12 protein-coding genes are annotated in these 15,777 nt (G+C 61.3%); 4 read left to right on the forward strand and 8 right to left on the reverse strand.

Annotation, left to right across the window (positions count from 1 at the left end; all coding sequences use genetic code 11):
• Positions 1–22 precede the first annotated feature (22 nt).
• From BGIM_RS67580 to BGIM_RS59295, 6 genes are all read right to left on the reverse strand, one after another.
• A complete protein-coding gene (locus tag BGIM_RS67580) occupies positions 23–634 on the reverse strand; it encodes a hypothetical protein (protein WP_020475635.1) in 612 nt (203 codons plus the stop codon).
• A gap of 188 nt (positions 635–822) precedes the next feature.
• Complete coding sequence (locus BGIM_RS0142265; RefSeq protein ID WP_020475636.1) at positions 823–1,983, reverse strand: HD domain-containing phosphohydrolase; 1,161 nt, start codon at positions 1,981–1,983, stop codon at positions 823–825.
• 5 nt (positions 1,984–1,988) lie between these two features.
• Positions 1,989–3,170, reverse strand: coding sequence for a response regulator (locus BGIM_RS55395; protein WP_020475637.1), 1,182 nt, complete (start codon positions 3,168–3,170; stop codon positions 1,989–1,991).
• The gene (locus BGIM_RS55400; RefSeq protein ID WP_162136344.1) at positions 3,167–4,828 is read right to left on the reverse strand and encodes an ATP-binding response regulator; all 1,662 of its coding nucleotides are present in this window, start codon (positions 4,826–4,828) and stop codon (positions 3,167–3,169) included. The genes BGIM_RS55395 and BGIM_RS55400 overlap by 4 nt, the downstream gene beginning before the upstream one ends.
• Positions 4,829–4,914: 86 nt before the next feature.
• A complete protein-coding gene (locus BGIM_RS59290; RefSeq protein ID WP_020475639.1) occupies positions 4,915–8,415 on the reverse strand; it encodes a response regulator in 3,501 nt (1,166 codons plus the stop codon).
• Positions 8,400–9,026, reverse strand: a complete 627-nt coding sequence (locus BGIM_RS59295; protein WP_063607967.1) for a thioredoxin domain-containing protein — start codon at positions 9,024–9,026, stop codon at positions 8,400–8,402. The genes BGIM_RS59290 and BGIM_RS59295 overlap by 16 nt, the downstream gene beginning before the upstream one ends.
• A 308-nt stretch (positions 9,027–9,334) precedes the next feature.
• On the opposite strand from BGIM_RS59295, the gene BGIM_RS0142290 reads away from it, so the two are divergent.
• Entirely contained in the window at positions 9,335–10,765 is a 1,431-nt protein-coding gene (locus BGIM_RS0142290; protein ID WP_020475641.1) for a sigma-54-dependent transcriptional regulator, read from the forward strand.
• A gap of 9 nt (positions 10,766–10,774) precedes the next feature.
• On the opposite strand, the gene BGIM_RS0142295 is transcribed toward BGIM_RS0142290, so the two are convergent.
• Both BGIM_RS0142295 and BGIM_RS0142300 read right to left on the reverse strand, forming a co-directional pair.
• A complete protein-coding gene (locus tag BGIM_RS0142295; RefSeq protein WP_020475642.1) occupies positions 10,775–11,677 on the reverse strand; it encodes an alpha/beta hydrolase in 903 nt (300 codons plus the stop codon).
• Between the two features lie 99 nt (positions 11,678–11,776).
• On the reverse strand, positions 11,777–12,100 hold the full coding sequence (locus tag BGIM_RS0142300; protein ID WP_029631797.1) for a cupin domain-containing protein: 324 nt from the start codon (positions 12,098–12,100) through the stop codon (positions 11,777–11,779).
• 609 nt (positions 12,101–12,709) lie between these two features.
• Here BGIM_RS0142300 and rpiA point away from each other — a divergent pair.
• The 3 genes from rpiA to pgi are packed head-to-tail and all read left to right on the forward strand — an operon-like array spanning position 12,710 to position 15,712.
• Entirely contained in the window at positions 12,710–13,396 is a 687-nt protein-coding gene (gene rpiA, locus BGIM_RS0142310; RefSeq protein WP_020475644.1) for a ribose-5-phosphate isomerase RpiA, read from the forward strand.
• A gap of 37 nt (positions 13,397–13,433) precedes the next feature.
• The gene (locus BGIM_RS0142315; protein WP_029631801.1) at positions 13,434–14,030 is read left to right on the forward strand and encodes a histidine phosphatase family protein; all 597 of its coding nucleotides are present in this window, start codon (positions 13,434–13,436) and stop codon (positions 14,028–14,030) included.
• 50 nt (positions 14,031–14,080) lie between these two features.
• A complete protein-coding gene (gene pgi / locus BGIM_RS0142320; RefSeq protein WP_020475646.1) occupies positions 14,081–15,712 on the forward strand; it encodes a glucose-6-phosphate isomerase in 1,632 nt (543 codons plus the stop codon).
• Positions 15,713–15,777 lie beyond the last annotated feature (65 nt).

The following is a 15,777-nucleotide window of genomic DNA, read 5'->3' on the forward strand; positions in this document are numbered from 1 at the left end:
CGCCAGAAAGATTTGCCACACCCTAACTTTTCCCCAGCACCAAGTCCACGACCCAACAACCGCGAACATGCGGCCCGCCATCCCGACAGTGGCTCAGGATGTCCTCGTTGTCACATCCAGCATCTTCCAAGGCGTCGGCCAAGATGGGCAGTCGGGCGAAGGCTTTTTCGTCGTAAATTCCCTCGGCGAGACCGAGAACATCCGGTGTGAGCCAAGAAGGTTTAATGATGATGGGGCGGAATGGGTTGCCGAAGATGTCTCGGATTACATGCGGGCTATGTGGTGCCTGCCCCCAACCGGGATAGTGAAAAAACCACTTTGGACGCTGGCTGAGACGGAGTTTCGCCTCACGCACAATTGCCGCCATGTCAAAACATTCTTCTTCTACCAGCAGTTTCACTCTATCTTGTAGCACAAGTCTTTCAGTCTCGCGCTCTCGGTCACAGAGGAGGCCATCAGCATACTGTTCAGCCGCTTCTACCCCATGTCTTGATATGTCATTAGCCATCAACTCAGGTAGTTGGCGAGCGAGCCAGCAGAAGAACAACCGCAACTTTCGGTCGCTCCCCTTGCCGTCAAGGAATGTCATCATCGGAATCTGGTTTGTCGCCGCCAGCCATTCCATTTCCGTCATCTGTCGCCCTCGGAATCACTCCCTCGACAACCAGAAAGCGGGCATCGTTATGATCGCCATGAAGCGGAGACCGAAATTCTACCCGCCCAAGTCTTGGAAGAAAGCATCCGAGTGATTGACAATCGAAGGAAATGATGGCTCCAGTCAGATTGAGTGGCGGGAGATTCGATTCAGGGCGAGTCACCGGTTCATTTCGCGACGGAATCAACTCCATCCGGGATAATCACCTCGATGGGTTCGCGGATGCCGTCGGTTTGGGCGATGGCCCGCAGCCGGAACATCATCGGCTCGCTGATGGTGTGCCCGCGGTTCAGCAGCAAGGTTCCGTCGAGTTTTTGAATCGCGTCGGCCAGGATCATGCCGGGGCGGATCTGATGCAGGGAGACAAACAACCGCCGGGGGGGCGTTTCTCCGATCACGAGTTGGGCGAGGGCGTCAAGAATTTCCGGCGAGTACCAGCCAACCCGGCTCTTCATCTCGGAAATCGCGTGGGTCTTCTCGTGGGCGCGCGCCATCAGGGATTCGAAATCAAGCGCCACCTTGAGGAGTTGGCCGCCGATTGGGATGGCCGGGCCTCGCTTGCCCCAAAAAGGCAGGCCGTTGCCGTCATACCGCTGGGACTGATACAGGATGGCGTCCGCCACCTCTTGCATGCGCGGGATGCCGGTGAGCAACTCGTAGGCGACGCGGGGGTGCGTGTCGAATAAGTCCTGATCCTTGGGGGGAAGCCGGTCGCCGCCGAAGCCCTTGGAAAGGATGCCGTCCGGGATGGTGACTGTTCCCAGCAAACTCAGGCTGGCGGCGATGGACAGTTGCCATTGGTCGGCGACGCCCATTCGCTGCCCGAGGGCGACCACCAAGTCGCGCACCCGCCCGATCCGGCCGAACATTTCGGGATGGAGCATTTCGAGAATGTCCGCCAGCACCTTCACGCTTCCCCGCAGCGTGTTTTCCCGCAGTTCCCGCTCGGAGACGACCAACTGGTGATGCTCGACGCCGTGCCGCAGGGCGGCCTGCAACGCATCCGGGGTGCAGGGTTTGGACAGCATCCGAAAGATATTGCCGCGGTTGACGGCGTCCGCGGCCGATTCCATGTCCGCATAACCGGTCAGGATCATCCGGGTGGTGTCCGGCGAGATCACCTTGGCCCGCGCCAGCACTTCGGCCCCGTTCATCGCGGGCATTCGCATGTCCGAGACAACGACGGCAAACGGTCCGCGTTCGACGAGGGCGGCCAGCCCCTCCGCGCCGCCGGGGGCGGTTTCCACGCTGGCGCAGAAACGGGCCACGCGGGCATAGCCTTCGAGGGCGCGGGCATCGTCGTCAATAAACAACACGCGAGGCAACATGGGGGTTACTTTCCCTTGAGAGTCGGAATCATGCCCAGCCATTCGGCCTGTTGGCCGGCGCTGGCGAGCGTGGAAAATTCGGAAAGATTCGGGGCACGTTCTTCGTCAAAAGAGTCAATCAATTCGTCGGCGATTCGCACGGCCGCGATGGCGGTTGGCTCGGCGGCATTGGGCCGGTTCGGCGTGTGGTGCCACGCCACCGCCTCGATCACCGTTTCCGGGATTCCCCAGAGTCCGAGGAGGTAGGCCCCGATCGCGGCATGGGTCGTGCCGAATTCCTTGGTCTCCTCGATCAGCAACATGGCCGACGAACGCCTGGTCGCCCGAAACACGCGGGCATAGCGATCCGGGATCGAGGCGGCGAACACCAACTGGCCGACTTCGTGAAGGAAGCCGGCGGTGGCCGCGTCCTGCTTGATCCGGGCGTCCGCGTTCCACGATTCGGCGACGATGCGGGCAAGCTCCGCCGTCAGCCGGCAATGCTCCCAGAGGCGGCCCAGTTGAAAGGTTTCCTCGGCCTCCGGCGGAAAGCCGGAGAAAAGCCCCCCCGCCAGCACGAGATTTCGAGTCATCTCCATGCCAAGGGCGATCACGGCTTGGCCGATGTTCGCGGCCGGGAAGCGGCGGCCGAAAACCGGCGAGTTGGCCACCTGGATGAGCTTGACCGTCATGCCCATGTCCTGGCTGACAATCCCCGCGACATTTTGCATGGAGGGATCGGGGCTTTCCAGTTCCGCCACGATTTCACGGTACAGTTTCGGCAGGCTCGGCAGGCCCCGCAGCCCGGCCGCCAAGTTTCGGAGTTCGCCGCTTTCCAAAAGCTGCCTCAACTCGCACGCCCGCGTGATGGTGCTGCGGAGCAATTCCGGGTCGCATGGCTTGGAAAGAAAACGATGGGCGACGGGCAGCACCCTGGTCAAAATTCCCGCCCCCGCCTCGCCTGTCAGCGTGATGCGAATAATTTCCGGCCAGCGGCTTCGCACTGCCGACAACAGTTCGGCCCCGTCCATTCCCGGCATTCTCATGTCGGAAACAATCACATCAAAAGGTTCGCTCGAAAGCAGCTTGAGGGCTTCCTCGCCGGAACCGGCGAATTTCGGCGTCAGTTCGCGTCGTATGGGCCAGAGCAATCGCTGGATTGCACCGAGCACGAGAGGCTCGTCGTCGACGAACAGAACGCGTTTCACCGGATGCCTCCTTCAACCGCCGATTGCTCGACCGGCAGCGCCAGCGTGAATGTTGTCCCCTGACCGATCTCCGAATCGACCCGGATGCTTCCGCGATGGCGGTTCACGATCGACGCATGAACGATGGATAGCCCCTGCCCGGTGCCCTTGCCAAGCGGTTTCGTCGTGAAGAACGGGTCAAAGATGCGGTGGCGGATTTTCTCCGGGATGCCGCACCCGTCGTCCTTGATCGAGACTTCCACAAACCCCTCCGCCAGCCGTGTCCGGATGGTGATGCGCCCCTTGGTTCCGTCGGGTTTGGGGTTGTCAGCGATCGCGTGGGCCGCGTTCACGATCAGGTTCAGCAGGGCTTGGTTAATCTCGCCCGGATAACCGTGAACGTGCGGCAGATCGGCTTGCAGGTCTGTCTTCGCCTCCGCGACATACCTCCATTCGTTGCGGGCGACCGTGAGCGTGGTCTCCACGGCGGCGTTCATGTCAAACGGCGTCGTTTCCTCGGAACCCGGATGGGCGAATTCCTTCATCGCCCGGACGATGCGGGACACCTGTTCGGTTCCGTGCATCGTTTGCTGGATCGCCTTGGGAATTTCCTCGCTCAGATAATCAAGGCCGAGATCTTCCATCCTGGCCCGGATCGCCGCCGCCGGGCCGGGGGCGGTTTCGGCGGCCAGTTTGAGCAGTTCGCGAACACAATCCTGCTCCGCCATCAGGGTTTGAAAGGCATCCCTCAAAAAATAAGTGTTGTCGCCAATATACTGGATCGGCGTGTTGATCTCGTGGGCAATCCCGGCCGCTAACTGTCCGATCGCTTCCAGCTTGTGGGCGTGGGCGAGCTGGACTTCGAGCGATCGCTGGGCGGTGCGATCCTCCCCGAGGATCAACACTCCCAGCGACGAATCTTTGCCGGCCCGCTGGACCGGGGCCAGCGTGAAATCGAGCACCCCCCGCCGCTCGTTTGGCGCTGCGAAGGACACATTCGCGAGACGGGCCGGCCGGCGGGTCTGGGTGCATGTCGAGATCTGGGGGTGAAGGGGAGTCTCGCCCCAGTCGATTCCGAGCGAGTCAAACGGCCGGCCCATCACCTGTTCCTCGGTCATGCCGAAGAGTTCCTCGGCGATCCGGTTCCACTTGCTGACGCGGCCGTGTTCGTCGAGGCCGACCAGCAGACAGGGCATCGAATCGAGCAGCCGCTCATTGTTGGCGTGAGCCGTCGCCAGTTCGACGTATCCCTCTTCCACCTGCTTTTCCAACTGGCGGGAGGCCGCCTCCAGATCCGTTTTTTCCAGCAGGCTCAGGCCGACGCTCAGGCGGACGCGGAGTTCGTTGGCGTCCACGGGTTTGCACAGATAATCATTGGCGCCGGACCGGATTCCCTCCGTGATGTGCTCCTTCCCCTCGCGGGCGGTGAGCAGGAGAATGTAGGGTTGCGGCTGGTCGGGTTTCGCCCGGATTTGCCGGCAGATTTCGGGGCCGTCCATTCCCGGCATTTCCCAGTCGAGGATGGCCACGCGGGGCGGGTCCGGCTGGCCGAGCATCTCGAAGGCGGCCGTCCCGTTGTTCACCGCCACCACCTCGTAGCCCCATTTGACGAGCCACGATTGAAGAATGCGACCGCACATCCGGTCGTCGTCGGCGATCAGAATGGTGTTGGAACTCATCAGATTCTCCCTGGACGGCCGGACGGTCGGAGCCTCTCGCGTCCCGGTCTTTTCGGCGGGCATCCGGGAGGGAAATTTGGTCTCAATCATATGGCGCCTGCCAGTGTCCCGGTCGCCGGGATGCTTGAGGAAGGAAGATGGACTGCCAACGCCTTTGACAGGCGGCGAACCTGATGCTCAAGTTCCCCGAATACGGCGGGGGCGGCCGTCAAATCACCATTGGCCGCGATCAATTCAAGTCGTTTGGCCGTTTCTTCGGCCGACCCGCCGCCCAGGTAGCCGGTTGTTCCCTTCAAACTGTGGGCGGCCCGTCGGACTTCGCCGGCATTCCCGGACGAAAGACCCTTGCGGATGTCTTCCACGAGGCCGGCCCCGTCCGTGAGGAAGAGCGTGACAATCTCGGCAAACAGATCGGTGTCTCCGTCGAACTGGGCGAGGACGGCCGGATAGTCGAACACCTCCTCCGGCGTCTCCGACGCCTCCGCCTGATCTGGAGGCTCGACCGACGGGGTTTCCGCGGCCGCCACGTCGCCCAGGATTTTCGCAAGTTCCTCTTTGCGAACCGGCTTGGAGAGGTAGTCGTCCATTCCGGCCGCCAGACATCGCTCGCGATCCCCCTTCATGGCATGGGCGGTCATCGCCACGACCGGCGTCCGTCGTCCGGTCACGGCTTCGTTCTCCCGGATCTGCCGGGTGGCCTCGAAACCGTCCATTTCGGGCATTTGCACGTCCATCAACACGATGTCAAAGCGATCTCCGCTCATGGCGGCGAGCGCTTCCCCGCCGTGGTTGGCCACGATGATCGTGTGCCCCATTTTCTCCAGCATCCGGACCGCGACCCGTTGATTCACCGGGTTGTCCTCAGCCAGCAAAATCCGCAGGACGCGGTGGCCGGCCGGTTCGACGGGCTGGCCGGGCGTCACCGTCTTTTTCGTCACCGGCGTCGCATCGGAGTCGGCCGGAATGTTGCCCAGCGCCGCCGTGATTACCCGCAACAATTCGGTTGATTTGATCGGCTTGACGAGATGCGCCACCAGCCCGAGCGACCGGCACCGGGCGGCGTCCCCCTGGCGGTCGGCCGACGTGAGCATCATGATGGGCGCCTCGGCCAGGGCCGGTTCTTTGGCGATCGCCTCGGCCACCATGAACCCGTCCATCTCCGGCATCATCGCGTCGAGGAGCACCAGCTTGTAAGGCTTCCCGGCGTCAATGGCCCGGCGAAGCTCGGCGAGGGCCGCCTTGCCGGAATCGACGCAGGTGGGCACGGCCTCCCAAAGACGCAGGGTTTCCCCCAGCACCTTCCGGTTGGTCGCATTGTCATCCACGACGAGGACGGACGCTCCCCGCAACGAGACCGGCGGGCGGGGGATCAGGCGCTCCTGCGAACTTTCATGGCGTTCAAAAGAGGCTTCAAAGCAAAACTCGCTCCCCTTGCCGGGTTCGCTTTCCACCCAGATGCGGCCGCCCATCAATTCCACCAAACGGGACGAGATGGTCAGGCCAAGCCCGGTGCCGCCGTACTCTCGCGTGGTGGACCCGTCGGCTTGCGTGAAGGCGTCAAAAATCGTCGCCTGTTTTTCCTTGGGGATCCCGATGCCGGTGTCCCGGACGCCAAACCGGAGCCGCTCTCCGCCCCCTTCGGATGCCGCATGCTCCACCCGCACCACCACCTCGCCGGACGCGGTGAACTTGACCGCGTTTCCGATCAGATTGGTGAGCACCTGTCGCAACCGGCCGGAATCCCCGACGACCCAGTCCGGGACGTCGCTCGCGATGTCGCAGGCGAGTTCCAGCCCCTTCGCGTGGGCCTTCAGGGCGAGCGTCTTCAGCGTGTCGCCGACGGTGTCGCGCAGGGGGAACGGCGTCGGGTCGATGTCGAGCTTTCCCGCCTCGATCTTGGAGAAATCGAGGATGTCGTTGATGATGGTCAGCAAGGCGTCGGCCGACGAGCCGACCATTTTCAGGGATTCCCGCTGTTCGCCGGTGAGTTCCGTTTCGAGAACCAGGTCCGTCAGCCCGATGATGCCGTTCATCGGCGTGCGGATCTCATGGCTCATGTTCGCCAGGAACTCGCTCTTGGTCCGGCTGGCCGCCTCGGCCGTCTCGTGCGCCCGGCGGAGTTCGGCCTCGATTCGCTTTCGCTCGGTGATGTCAATCGTGACAATCAACACCCCGATGACCTCGCCTTGGGGATTGTGCAGGGGAACCTGGCTGCCCAAAATCTGGGTCTGGGTCCCGTCGGGCTTGATGATGCTCTCCTCGAAGTTGAGCCGGGCGACGCCGCTTTCCATCACCTCGTCTTCCGCGCGTTCGAGGTGTTTTGCCTTTTCGGGATCGGGCATCAATTCCGCGTTGGTCTTGCCGACGATGTCATCGACCGACGCAAAGCCCAGTTCGTCGGCGATCATCTGATTGCACCCTTGGAACCGCCCCTCCCGGTCCTTCCACATCACGACGCAGGGGATGTGGTCGATGACGTTGCGCAGAATCATTTGTTGTTCCGCCAGGCGATGGCTGGCCGCCACGACCAGTTCCTCGGCCTGTTTGCGCTTGGTGATGTCCTGCACTTGCGCGACGTAGTGGAGCGGGATTCCGGCGGGATTCCGGACGACGGACACGCTGAGCAGGATGGAAACGAAATGCCCGGCCTTGTGGACGTACCTCTTCTCCATCTGGTAAGTCTCGATCTCGCCGCCGGCCAGCCGGCGAAGCTGATCGAGGTCGGCTTGCAGATCATCCGGGTGGGTGATCCCTTGAAAATCACGGGCGAGCAATTCCTCCTCGGAATAGCCGACAATCCCGCAAAGCGCCGGATTCACCCGCAAAAAGCCGCCATCGGGCGAGATCAGGGCCTTGCCGATGGCCGCGTGCCGGAACGCTCCCCGGAAACGCTCCTCGCTTTCCCGAAGTTCGGCCGTGCGTTCCTGGACCACTTCCTCGACCTGCTCATGCGCCGACTCGATCAGCGCCTGACGGGTGGCGGTGGCCACGATGTCCCGGTCCCCCAGCCAGCAGGAATAAATGAGAAACACGTCGATGAACACCACCCACCCGGCGTGTTCGAGCCAGCGCCAGTCGGCCCCGGCGGCCACGCCGTAAATGGACTCCGGCCAGATGAATCCGCGGGCCACGTGATCGACCGCCGTCACCACCGTCGCGGTGAGGAGCACCCGCCAGTCGCGGTAAATCGCCAGAAACGCCAGCGATCCGAACACATGGAAATGCGTTTCGATCCGTCCGCCGCTAAGGTGAATCAGCAGGGTGGAACTCAGCATCTGCCCGATGGCGATAATGTGCCGGGTGAATGCCCGCCCCGGCCGGAACACTCCCAGAAAAACGGGCAGGCTGATGATCGCCAGCCCCAGCCAGATCGCCGACCAGACATGGGGGTGCATCCGGCTTTCGGTTCCCGCCCACGCCAGCGGCGACACCCAGACCGCCAGGGCAATCGCCATCACCCATTGGAAAGCCAGCAAGCCGACGAACAGCCGGTCGGTCCGGCAGGCCACGGAGTGGCGGGCCTGCGAGGCGAGTTCCTGAACACGCTTCGACTGAGCCATCGTTGTTGTCTTTACTGTCGGGGACATGCCACGCCCTCCTGGTTCTCGCGGAGACGATCTTCTGATGAAAACAGCGGACACCCAAACACCGGCGTCTCCTTTGTTTGCGGTGTCCGTCCGGCCAGCAAGTCCTCCAGGGCCTGCTGACCGGCCGACCGCCCGGTTCGTCCTCTCATCGTGGAAATCCCCCCGGAGAAAATCGTTTTCCCCGTCGCGTCAAACGCCATGAGATGTCCCGAGGTTGTCGCCCCCAGCCGCCGGGCCTGAACCCCCCCGGCGTCGCAATGGACGGTCACCCCCGGCAGGGCGGAGGCCTGTTTCCAGGAATCGGTTTTTTCCCAGCCTTCGGGAACCCCCGTCGGGCGGACATATTCCACCACCATTTCCACATCCGCCGGGGCCTTCTTCATCACCTCGGCCAGCATGCCGAGAGTTGTCCGCAAGCAAGGGCAATGAGGATGGGCGAAGAAAACGATCCGAAGGCGGCGGTTCGGTGATGCTTCTTCCTCCTCGCCCGGCTCAAATTGCCTCACACCGGGGGTCCGGTCATATTTTTCCCAGAAGCAAAATCCCCCGGCCACCACGCCCAGCCAGCCGACCGTTATGAGCCCGGCTTTCCACTGTGATCTGATCCACATCGTCGCCACTTCCTCATCAAACATAAACAGGCGAACCGGGGAGTTATTGCGTCATTGAATGTCGAGGGATGCGTCATTCAAAGCAAGCAGCGGGCCAAATCCCGCATTATTGTTTAGCTTGAGATCTTCCATCGCCAGTGAATAATGACCGAGGGGGAACGACCCAAAACTCTTGTGTGGTCGCATTTGTTGACAACAGAATGAATTCATGCTTTTTCATGTTGTTTCTCATGTCGAAAGAATCGACACTGCACATATGAGTTTGTCGTAGAGTTCGACGTCTCTTTCTCAGATGGCGAGGCAAACACATGGCCACAATTCTGATCATTGACGACGAACCGGGGATTCGGGGACTGTTAAAGGCGTTGTTGCATGAAGACGGGCACACCTTTCTGGAGGCGGGCGCCGGACCCGAGGGAGTGGCCCTCTACGACGCGCGACGACCCGACATGGTGTTTTGCGACGTCGTCCTGCCGGAGCTGGACGGGATCGCGGTCCTCAAGCGGATCAAGGCGCTCAATCCGATGGTTCCGGTGGTCGTCATGACTGCGGACAGCAGCACGGAACTGGCCATCCGGGCGATGAGCCTCGGGGCGAGTGATTACCTCGTCAAACCGTTCGGGGCGAAGCGAACGGCGCGCATGGTGCGGGAGACGCTCAAGTCGCTTCGGCCCGAAGAGCCAAGTGTGTCCGTGCCGGTCATCGATCCCCATGACACGCAACCGCTCTTGGGAAACACCGATGAGATGTACGAGGTGTTCAAACTGATTGGCCGGGTCGCGTCCCAGTCATTGACGGTCTTGGTTCTGGGCGAATCGGGGACTGGCAAGGAACTGGTGGCTCGCGCCATCCATTCCCATAGCCCGCAACGGGACGGCCCCTTCATCGCGGTGAACTGCGCCGCCATCCCGGAGTCATTGCTGGAAAGCGAATTGTTCGGTCACGAGAAGGGGGCGTTCACGGGGGCCGACCGTCAGCGAACGGGCAAGTTTGAACTCGCCGGGAACGGCACATTGTTCCTCGACGAGATCGGCGACATGTCCTTGGCCGTGCAGGCCAAGTTGCTGCGAGTCATTCAAGACCAGGAATTTTACCGGCTCGGCGGCTCCCAGACGGTCCGCACGACCGCCCGGATTCTGGCCGCGACGAACCATGATCTCCGTGAGGAGGCCGGGACCGGGCGGTTTCGGGAGGATCTGTTTTACCGGCTGAGCGGCGTCGTGATCCGGTTGCCGGCGCTCCGCGACCGGCGGGACGACATCCCCATGCTGGCCGAGCATTTTTTGCGGAAGTCGGCCCACGATTTGAAAAGGTCCGTCCGCTCGATGATGCCGGGTGCCCTTGAGATTCTTCGGAAGTATCACTGGCCCGGCAACATTCGGGAACTGGCCAACGTGGTGCAACAAGCCGTGTTGCAGGCTACGGGGCCGACGATCATCCCCGCTCAGTTTGAAAGTTTGGTTTCCGATCCCCGGCCCAAGGAGGCGCGGGTCGCGCCGACGCCGTTCGATCCGGTGGCGCTTCGCGAGGAGGTGCTTCAACGGATTGCCTCGAACGATCAAAATGTGCTGACGCCGCTGATGAACGCTTACGAGCAAGCCATCATCGGAGCGGTGTTGGATCACTGCCAGGGGAACATGTCCTCGGCCGCGAAGCATTTGGGCATCCACCGGGTGACGCTCAAATCCAAACTCCCGGCCGCCAGACAACTGGCCGGGGAACTGACAACGGAGGAATGACAGGCCGGGTTACTTCTTCAAATATCCTTGCGTTTGCATCCATTCCTCGCATCGTTTTGGCCATGTGGCGTAGGGCTTGTCGCTGGCCTTCATGCCGAAGCCGTGCCCGCCGGTGCTGTAAACGTGCATTTCGGCGTTCACTTTGAATTCCCGCAGGGCCTTCACCATCTCCACCGAACTCATCAGCGGGCCGTCGTCGTTGTAGGCCACCGCGAAGAAGCAGGGGGGCGTGTCCTTGCTCACATTGATCTCGGCCTTCAGTTTCTTGTCCTTGTCGAGCAGGCCGCCCGGATAGATCAGCACGGCGAAGTCCGGCCGGCAACTGGCTTTGTCCGCGTCGTCCACGGGTTCGTAAGCCCGCTTGTCCGTGTTGGTACTGGTCCAGGCCGTCAGGTGGCCGCCGGCGGAAAAGCCGAGCATCCCGATCCGGGCCGGATCAACACCAAACTCTTTGGCCCGGCTGCGGACAATGCCCATCGCCCGCTGGGCGTCTTGCAAGGCCCAGACCGGCGGGGAGTCCTTGGGGGCGTCCGGCCGACGCGGCACCCGGTACTTCAACACCACGGCTGTCACGCCGATCTTGTTCAGCCAGTCGGCCACCATCGTCCCCTCGTGTTCCCACGCGAGGATGGTGTAGCCGCCGCCGGGGGCGATCACGACGGCCGCCCCGGTGTCGATGGACGACGGCGGTTTGGTGATAGTAATCGTCGGCTTCGAGACATTGCCAAGCCGTTTGACCGGCTGGACTTCGTTCGCCTTCGGGGCCTCGAATTTCTCCTCCGGAATGTTCCCCTTCTCGCCGGGGGCCACGCCCGGCCACAAGTCGATCACAATCTGTTTCGGCTCGGCGCCGACGGCCAGGGCGGCGGTCATCAGCATGATGAAACCGCCTCCCAAAAACTTCTGTCGCATGGCTGCTCCTTCGGGATCACGTTGGGAAACCGACTATACCCCGGATGGGAGGGCATCTCAAGCAAATCACTCGAAGAGAAAAGCAGAGAAGAGTTGTCCTTAATCCCCGTAATGAACAGCCAGCCAGATCGTGGGTTCGTCCGGCGTTGTCCATTCCACCCGATGCCGGCGATGGGCGGGGATGTTGACGGCGTCTCCGGGCCGCATGAGGACAGGATGCTCGTCTCCCTCGAAGCGCACCTTGGCCTCGCCTTGGAGAACCATCACCCATTCATGCCTGGGTTGGTCGTACCAGAAACCATCGGGCGAAGTGTGGCCAAGCGAGATGATTCGTTCGATGGAAATATTGTTGTTGGAGACAAGTGTTTGAATCACTTCATTCGCCAGATTGGCGGGCAAATGGGAAAATAGATTGGCGGTCATGTGTTCCCCGTTGAATCGCAAAAAAAATCCCCGGTTGTTAGCCGGGGTTTTTCTCGGTTTGGGGTGTCTTGTTGACCAGTCCGATGCGTTGGTTTGCCGATTTCGCGGTCAGAAGCAGCAACAGAACCTTTTTGGCAAGACGGGCTGCATTTCGAGAACATCTCACATCACGATGGCCGGTTTGCGATGACAGTTATCCGTCTTTGGCAAACTGGCGATGTCAGTGTTCAGATCATTTGGTCGCAGCTCTTGAATCCAGCAGTCACACGTGGCTCTGATCGTGATCGGTCATGGCACTCGGCAATGGCAAAATCAATCGACTCAAAAACGTTGATACCGCTGTTCTCCCTCGAGTGTTGATAACTTGGCGGGTCACTCATCCCCACCTACTCGCATAATACCCTTCCCGAAACTCGCATGCAAATTAAACATGAAGAATTCAAGAGGAATTTTTTCGGCCGGGCCGGACGACCAACGGGGCGGTTTGATTTTTGTAAGTTCAATCCCTCGTTGTCATGATGATTTTGGGGAAGTGTTCGCTTGCGGGCGGTGGCGTCTTCCATTTCCGATAGATTGGATTTGAAGCCCCGACATATCACCGAGTTATTGATGGCCGCGAACACCAATGAACTAAACGCCCTCGCCGCGAAGGCTCTCGACTTCATCTCCGAAGGCGCCGTGGTGGGATTGGGCACCGGCCGCGCGGCGACGGTTTTCCTGCATGTGTTGGGCGAGAAAGTGCGGGCGGGTTTCCCGATTCGCGGCGTGCCGACCTCGCTTGAATCCGAACGCCTGGCTTGTGAGTTGGGTATCCCGTTGACGAGTCTCGATGAAGTCGATTCCATCGACGTGGATGTGGACGGCGCCGACGAAGCCGACCCGGCCGGCAATCTCATCAAGGGTTACGGCGGGGCGTTGCTCCGGGAGAAGATCGTGGCGGCCGCCTCCCGCCGGGTGGTCATCTTGGTGGGCGAGGAAAAGTTGGTGCCGGTGTTGGGTTCTCGCGGGGTGTTGCCGGTCGAGGTGATCCCGTTTGGGAAAGGGGCATGCGCCCGCCAACTGACTTCGCTCGGGTTGAATCCGCGGCCGCGAATGCGCGAAGGGCAACTCATGCTGACGGACAACGGCAATCATATCTTGGATTGTGACACCCCGACGATCAGCCAGCCCGAGCAATTGGAAGCGGCCATTCGGGCCATCCCCGGCGTCGTCGGCACCGGCTTGTTCTTGGGGATGAATCCAACCGTGCTGATCGGCAGCAGCGCCGGCGTCATCGTCCGGGGGCCGGTCGGCTGAGTGGCGGCATCCGAGTCCCAATTGTTTCGGAGCGATGATGCGTTCAACTTTCCCGGTGATCCAACTGGCCCGCCACGGCGAGACGGCTTGGGCGTTATCCGGCCGACATACCGGACTGACGGACATCCCCCTGACGGAACGCGGCGAAGCGGGCGCACGGTTGCTCGGCAAACGACTTCAACAGGGAACTTACAAGGCCGTCCTCACCAGCCCCCTTCAACGGGCCAAGAAAACCTGCGAACTCGCGGGCTTTGGCGACGTGGCGGTGGTCGATCCCGATCTTGTGGAGTGGAACTACGGCGACTACGAAGGACTGATCGGCGACCAGATTCGCCAGATTCAGCCAGGCTGGAATGTCTTCGTCAACGGGTGCCCGAACGGTGAAAGCGTCGCGGATGTGACTGCCCGTGCGGACCGGGTGGTGGCCAGGTTGCGGGCCGTCGGGGACGATGTGCTGGTTTTCTCCAGCGGGCACTTCCTCCGGGCCTTGACCGCCCGTTGGTGCGGGTTGGATGTATCCTTCGGCCGCTTTCTTCTATTGGGGACGGCGACGCTCAGTTTGCTGGGATACGACCACGGAACCGAAGAACCGGTCGTCCGTCTCTGGAACGACGGCCACCATCTGGGTGATTGACGAACAACCTACTTCCCCATTCGCGGATGATTCCCGAAGGAGATTCGACGATGAGCGCCAGCACCATTCCCCTGACCGAACGCCCGGCGTGGAAAGCCCTTGCCGCCCACCATCAAACAATTCATGGAACCCATCTGCGGGAGTTGTTTGCCGCCGATCCCAAACGAGGGGAACGGCTGACGGCCGAGGCCGCCGGCATTTTTCTGGATTACTCCAAGAACCGCATCACCGACGAGACGGTGAAATTGCTGATCCAGCTTGCCGAGGAAAGCGGCCTGAAGGACCGCGCGGCCGCCATGTTTCGCGGCGACAAAATCAACATCACCGAGAACCGGGCGGTCCTTCACGTTGCCCTCCGGGCGCCGAAGGGTTCGTCGATCATCGTCGATGGCGTGGATGTGGTTCCGCAGGTTCACGATGTGCTGGACCGCATGAGCGAGTTTGCCAATCGCGTCCGCTCCGGGGAGTGGAAAGGATACACCGGCAAGCCGATTCGCAATGTGGTGAACATCGGCATCGGCGGCTCCGACCTTGGCCCGGTGATGGCGTATGAGGCCCTGAAGCATTACAGCAAACGGGAACTCACCTTCCGGTTTGTCTCCAACGTGGACGGCACGGACTTCCACGAGGCAACGCGCGATCTCGACCCCGAGGAAACACTGGTCATTGTTTCCTCCAAGACGTTCACCACGCAAGAGACGATGACCAACGCCCACACGGCCCGGACGTGGGCCTTGCACACCCTCAAACATCAGGCGGCCATCGCCCGGCATTTCGTGGCGGTTTCGACCAACGCCGCCGAAGTGACCAAGTTCGGCATCGACACGGCCAACATGTTCGGCTTCTGGGATTGGGTGGGGGGCCGGTATTCGATGGATTCGGCCATCGGCCTGTCCACGATGCTCGCCGTCGGCCCGGAGGGTTTCCGGGAGATGCTCGCCGGTTTTCACGAGATGGACGAGCATTTCCGCACGGCCCCGCTCGGACAAAATCTTCCCGTGCTGATGGCCCTGCTGAACATCTGGTACACGAACTTCTTTGATGCCGCAACGGTGGCGGTGCTGCCCTACGACCAATACCTGAAGCGGTTCCCGGCGTATCTCCAGCAACTGACGATGGAGAGCAACGGCAAGAGCGTGACGCTCGACGGCCAATCGGTCAGTTATCAAACCGCCCCGATCTATTGGGGGGAGCCGGGCACCAACGGCCAGCATTCCTTCTACCAGTTGATTCATCAAGGGACAAAACTGATCCCCTGCGATTTCTTGGCGTTTGCCAAGTCGCTCAATCCCCTTGGCCGCCATCACGATTTGCTGATGGCGAATGTCTTCGCCCAAGCCGAGGCGCTGGCCTTCGGCAAAACGGCCGAACAGGTGAAGGCCGAGGGGGTCGCCTCGCCGTTGATCCCGCACAAGACCTTCGAGGGCAACCGGCCGTCAAACACGCTGCTGATGGACAAGCTCACCCCGGCCATCGTGGGCAAACTGGTCGCCCTTTATGAACACAGCGTGTTCGTGCAGGGGGTGATCTGGAACATCGACTCGTTCGATCAATGGGGCGTGGAACTCGGGAAGGTGCTGGCCCAAAAGATCGCCCCCGAACTGGAAGGGGAGGCCGAACCCGCCTTGGCCCACGATAGCTCGACGAACAACCTGATTCGGCGTTATCGCGGTCGGAAGTAAGTAGATTCGCCAAGTCGGCCAATCAAAATGCCCGGCAAAGTTGAGGGAAGGCATGAAATCTCGGG

It is taken from the genome of Zavarzinella formosa DSM 19928 (assembly GCF_000255705.1).
GTDB classification, from domain to species: Bacteria; Planctomycetota; Planctomycetia; order Gemmatales; family Gemmataceae; genus Zavarzinella; species Zavarzinella formosa.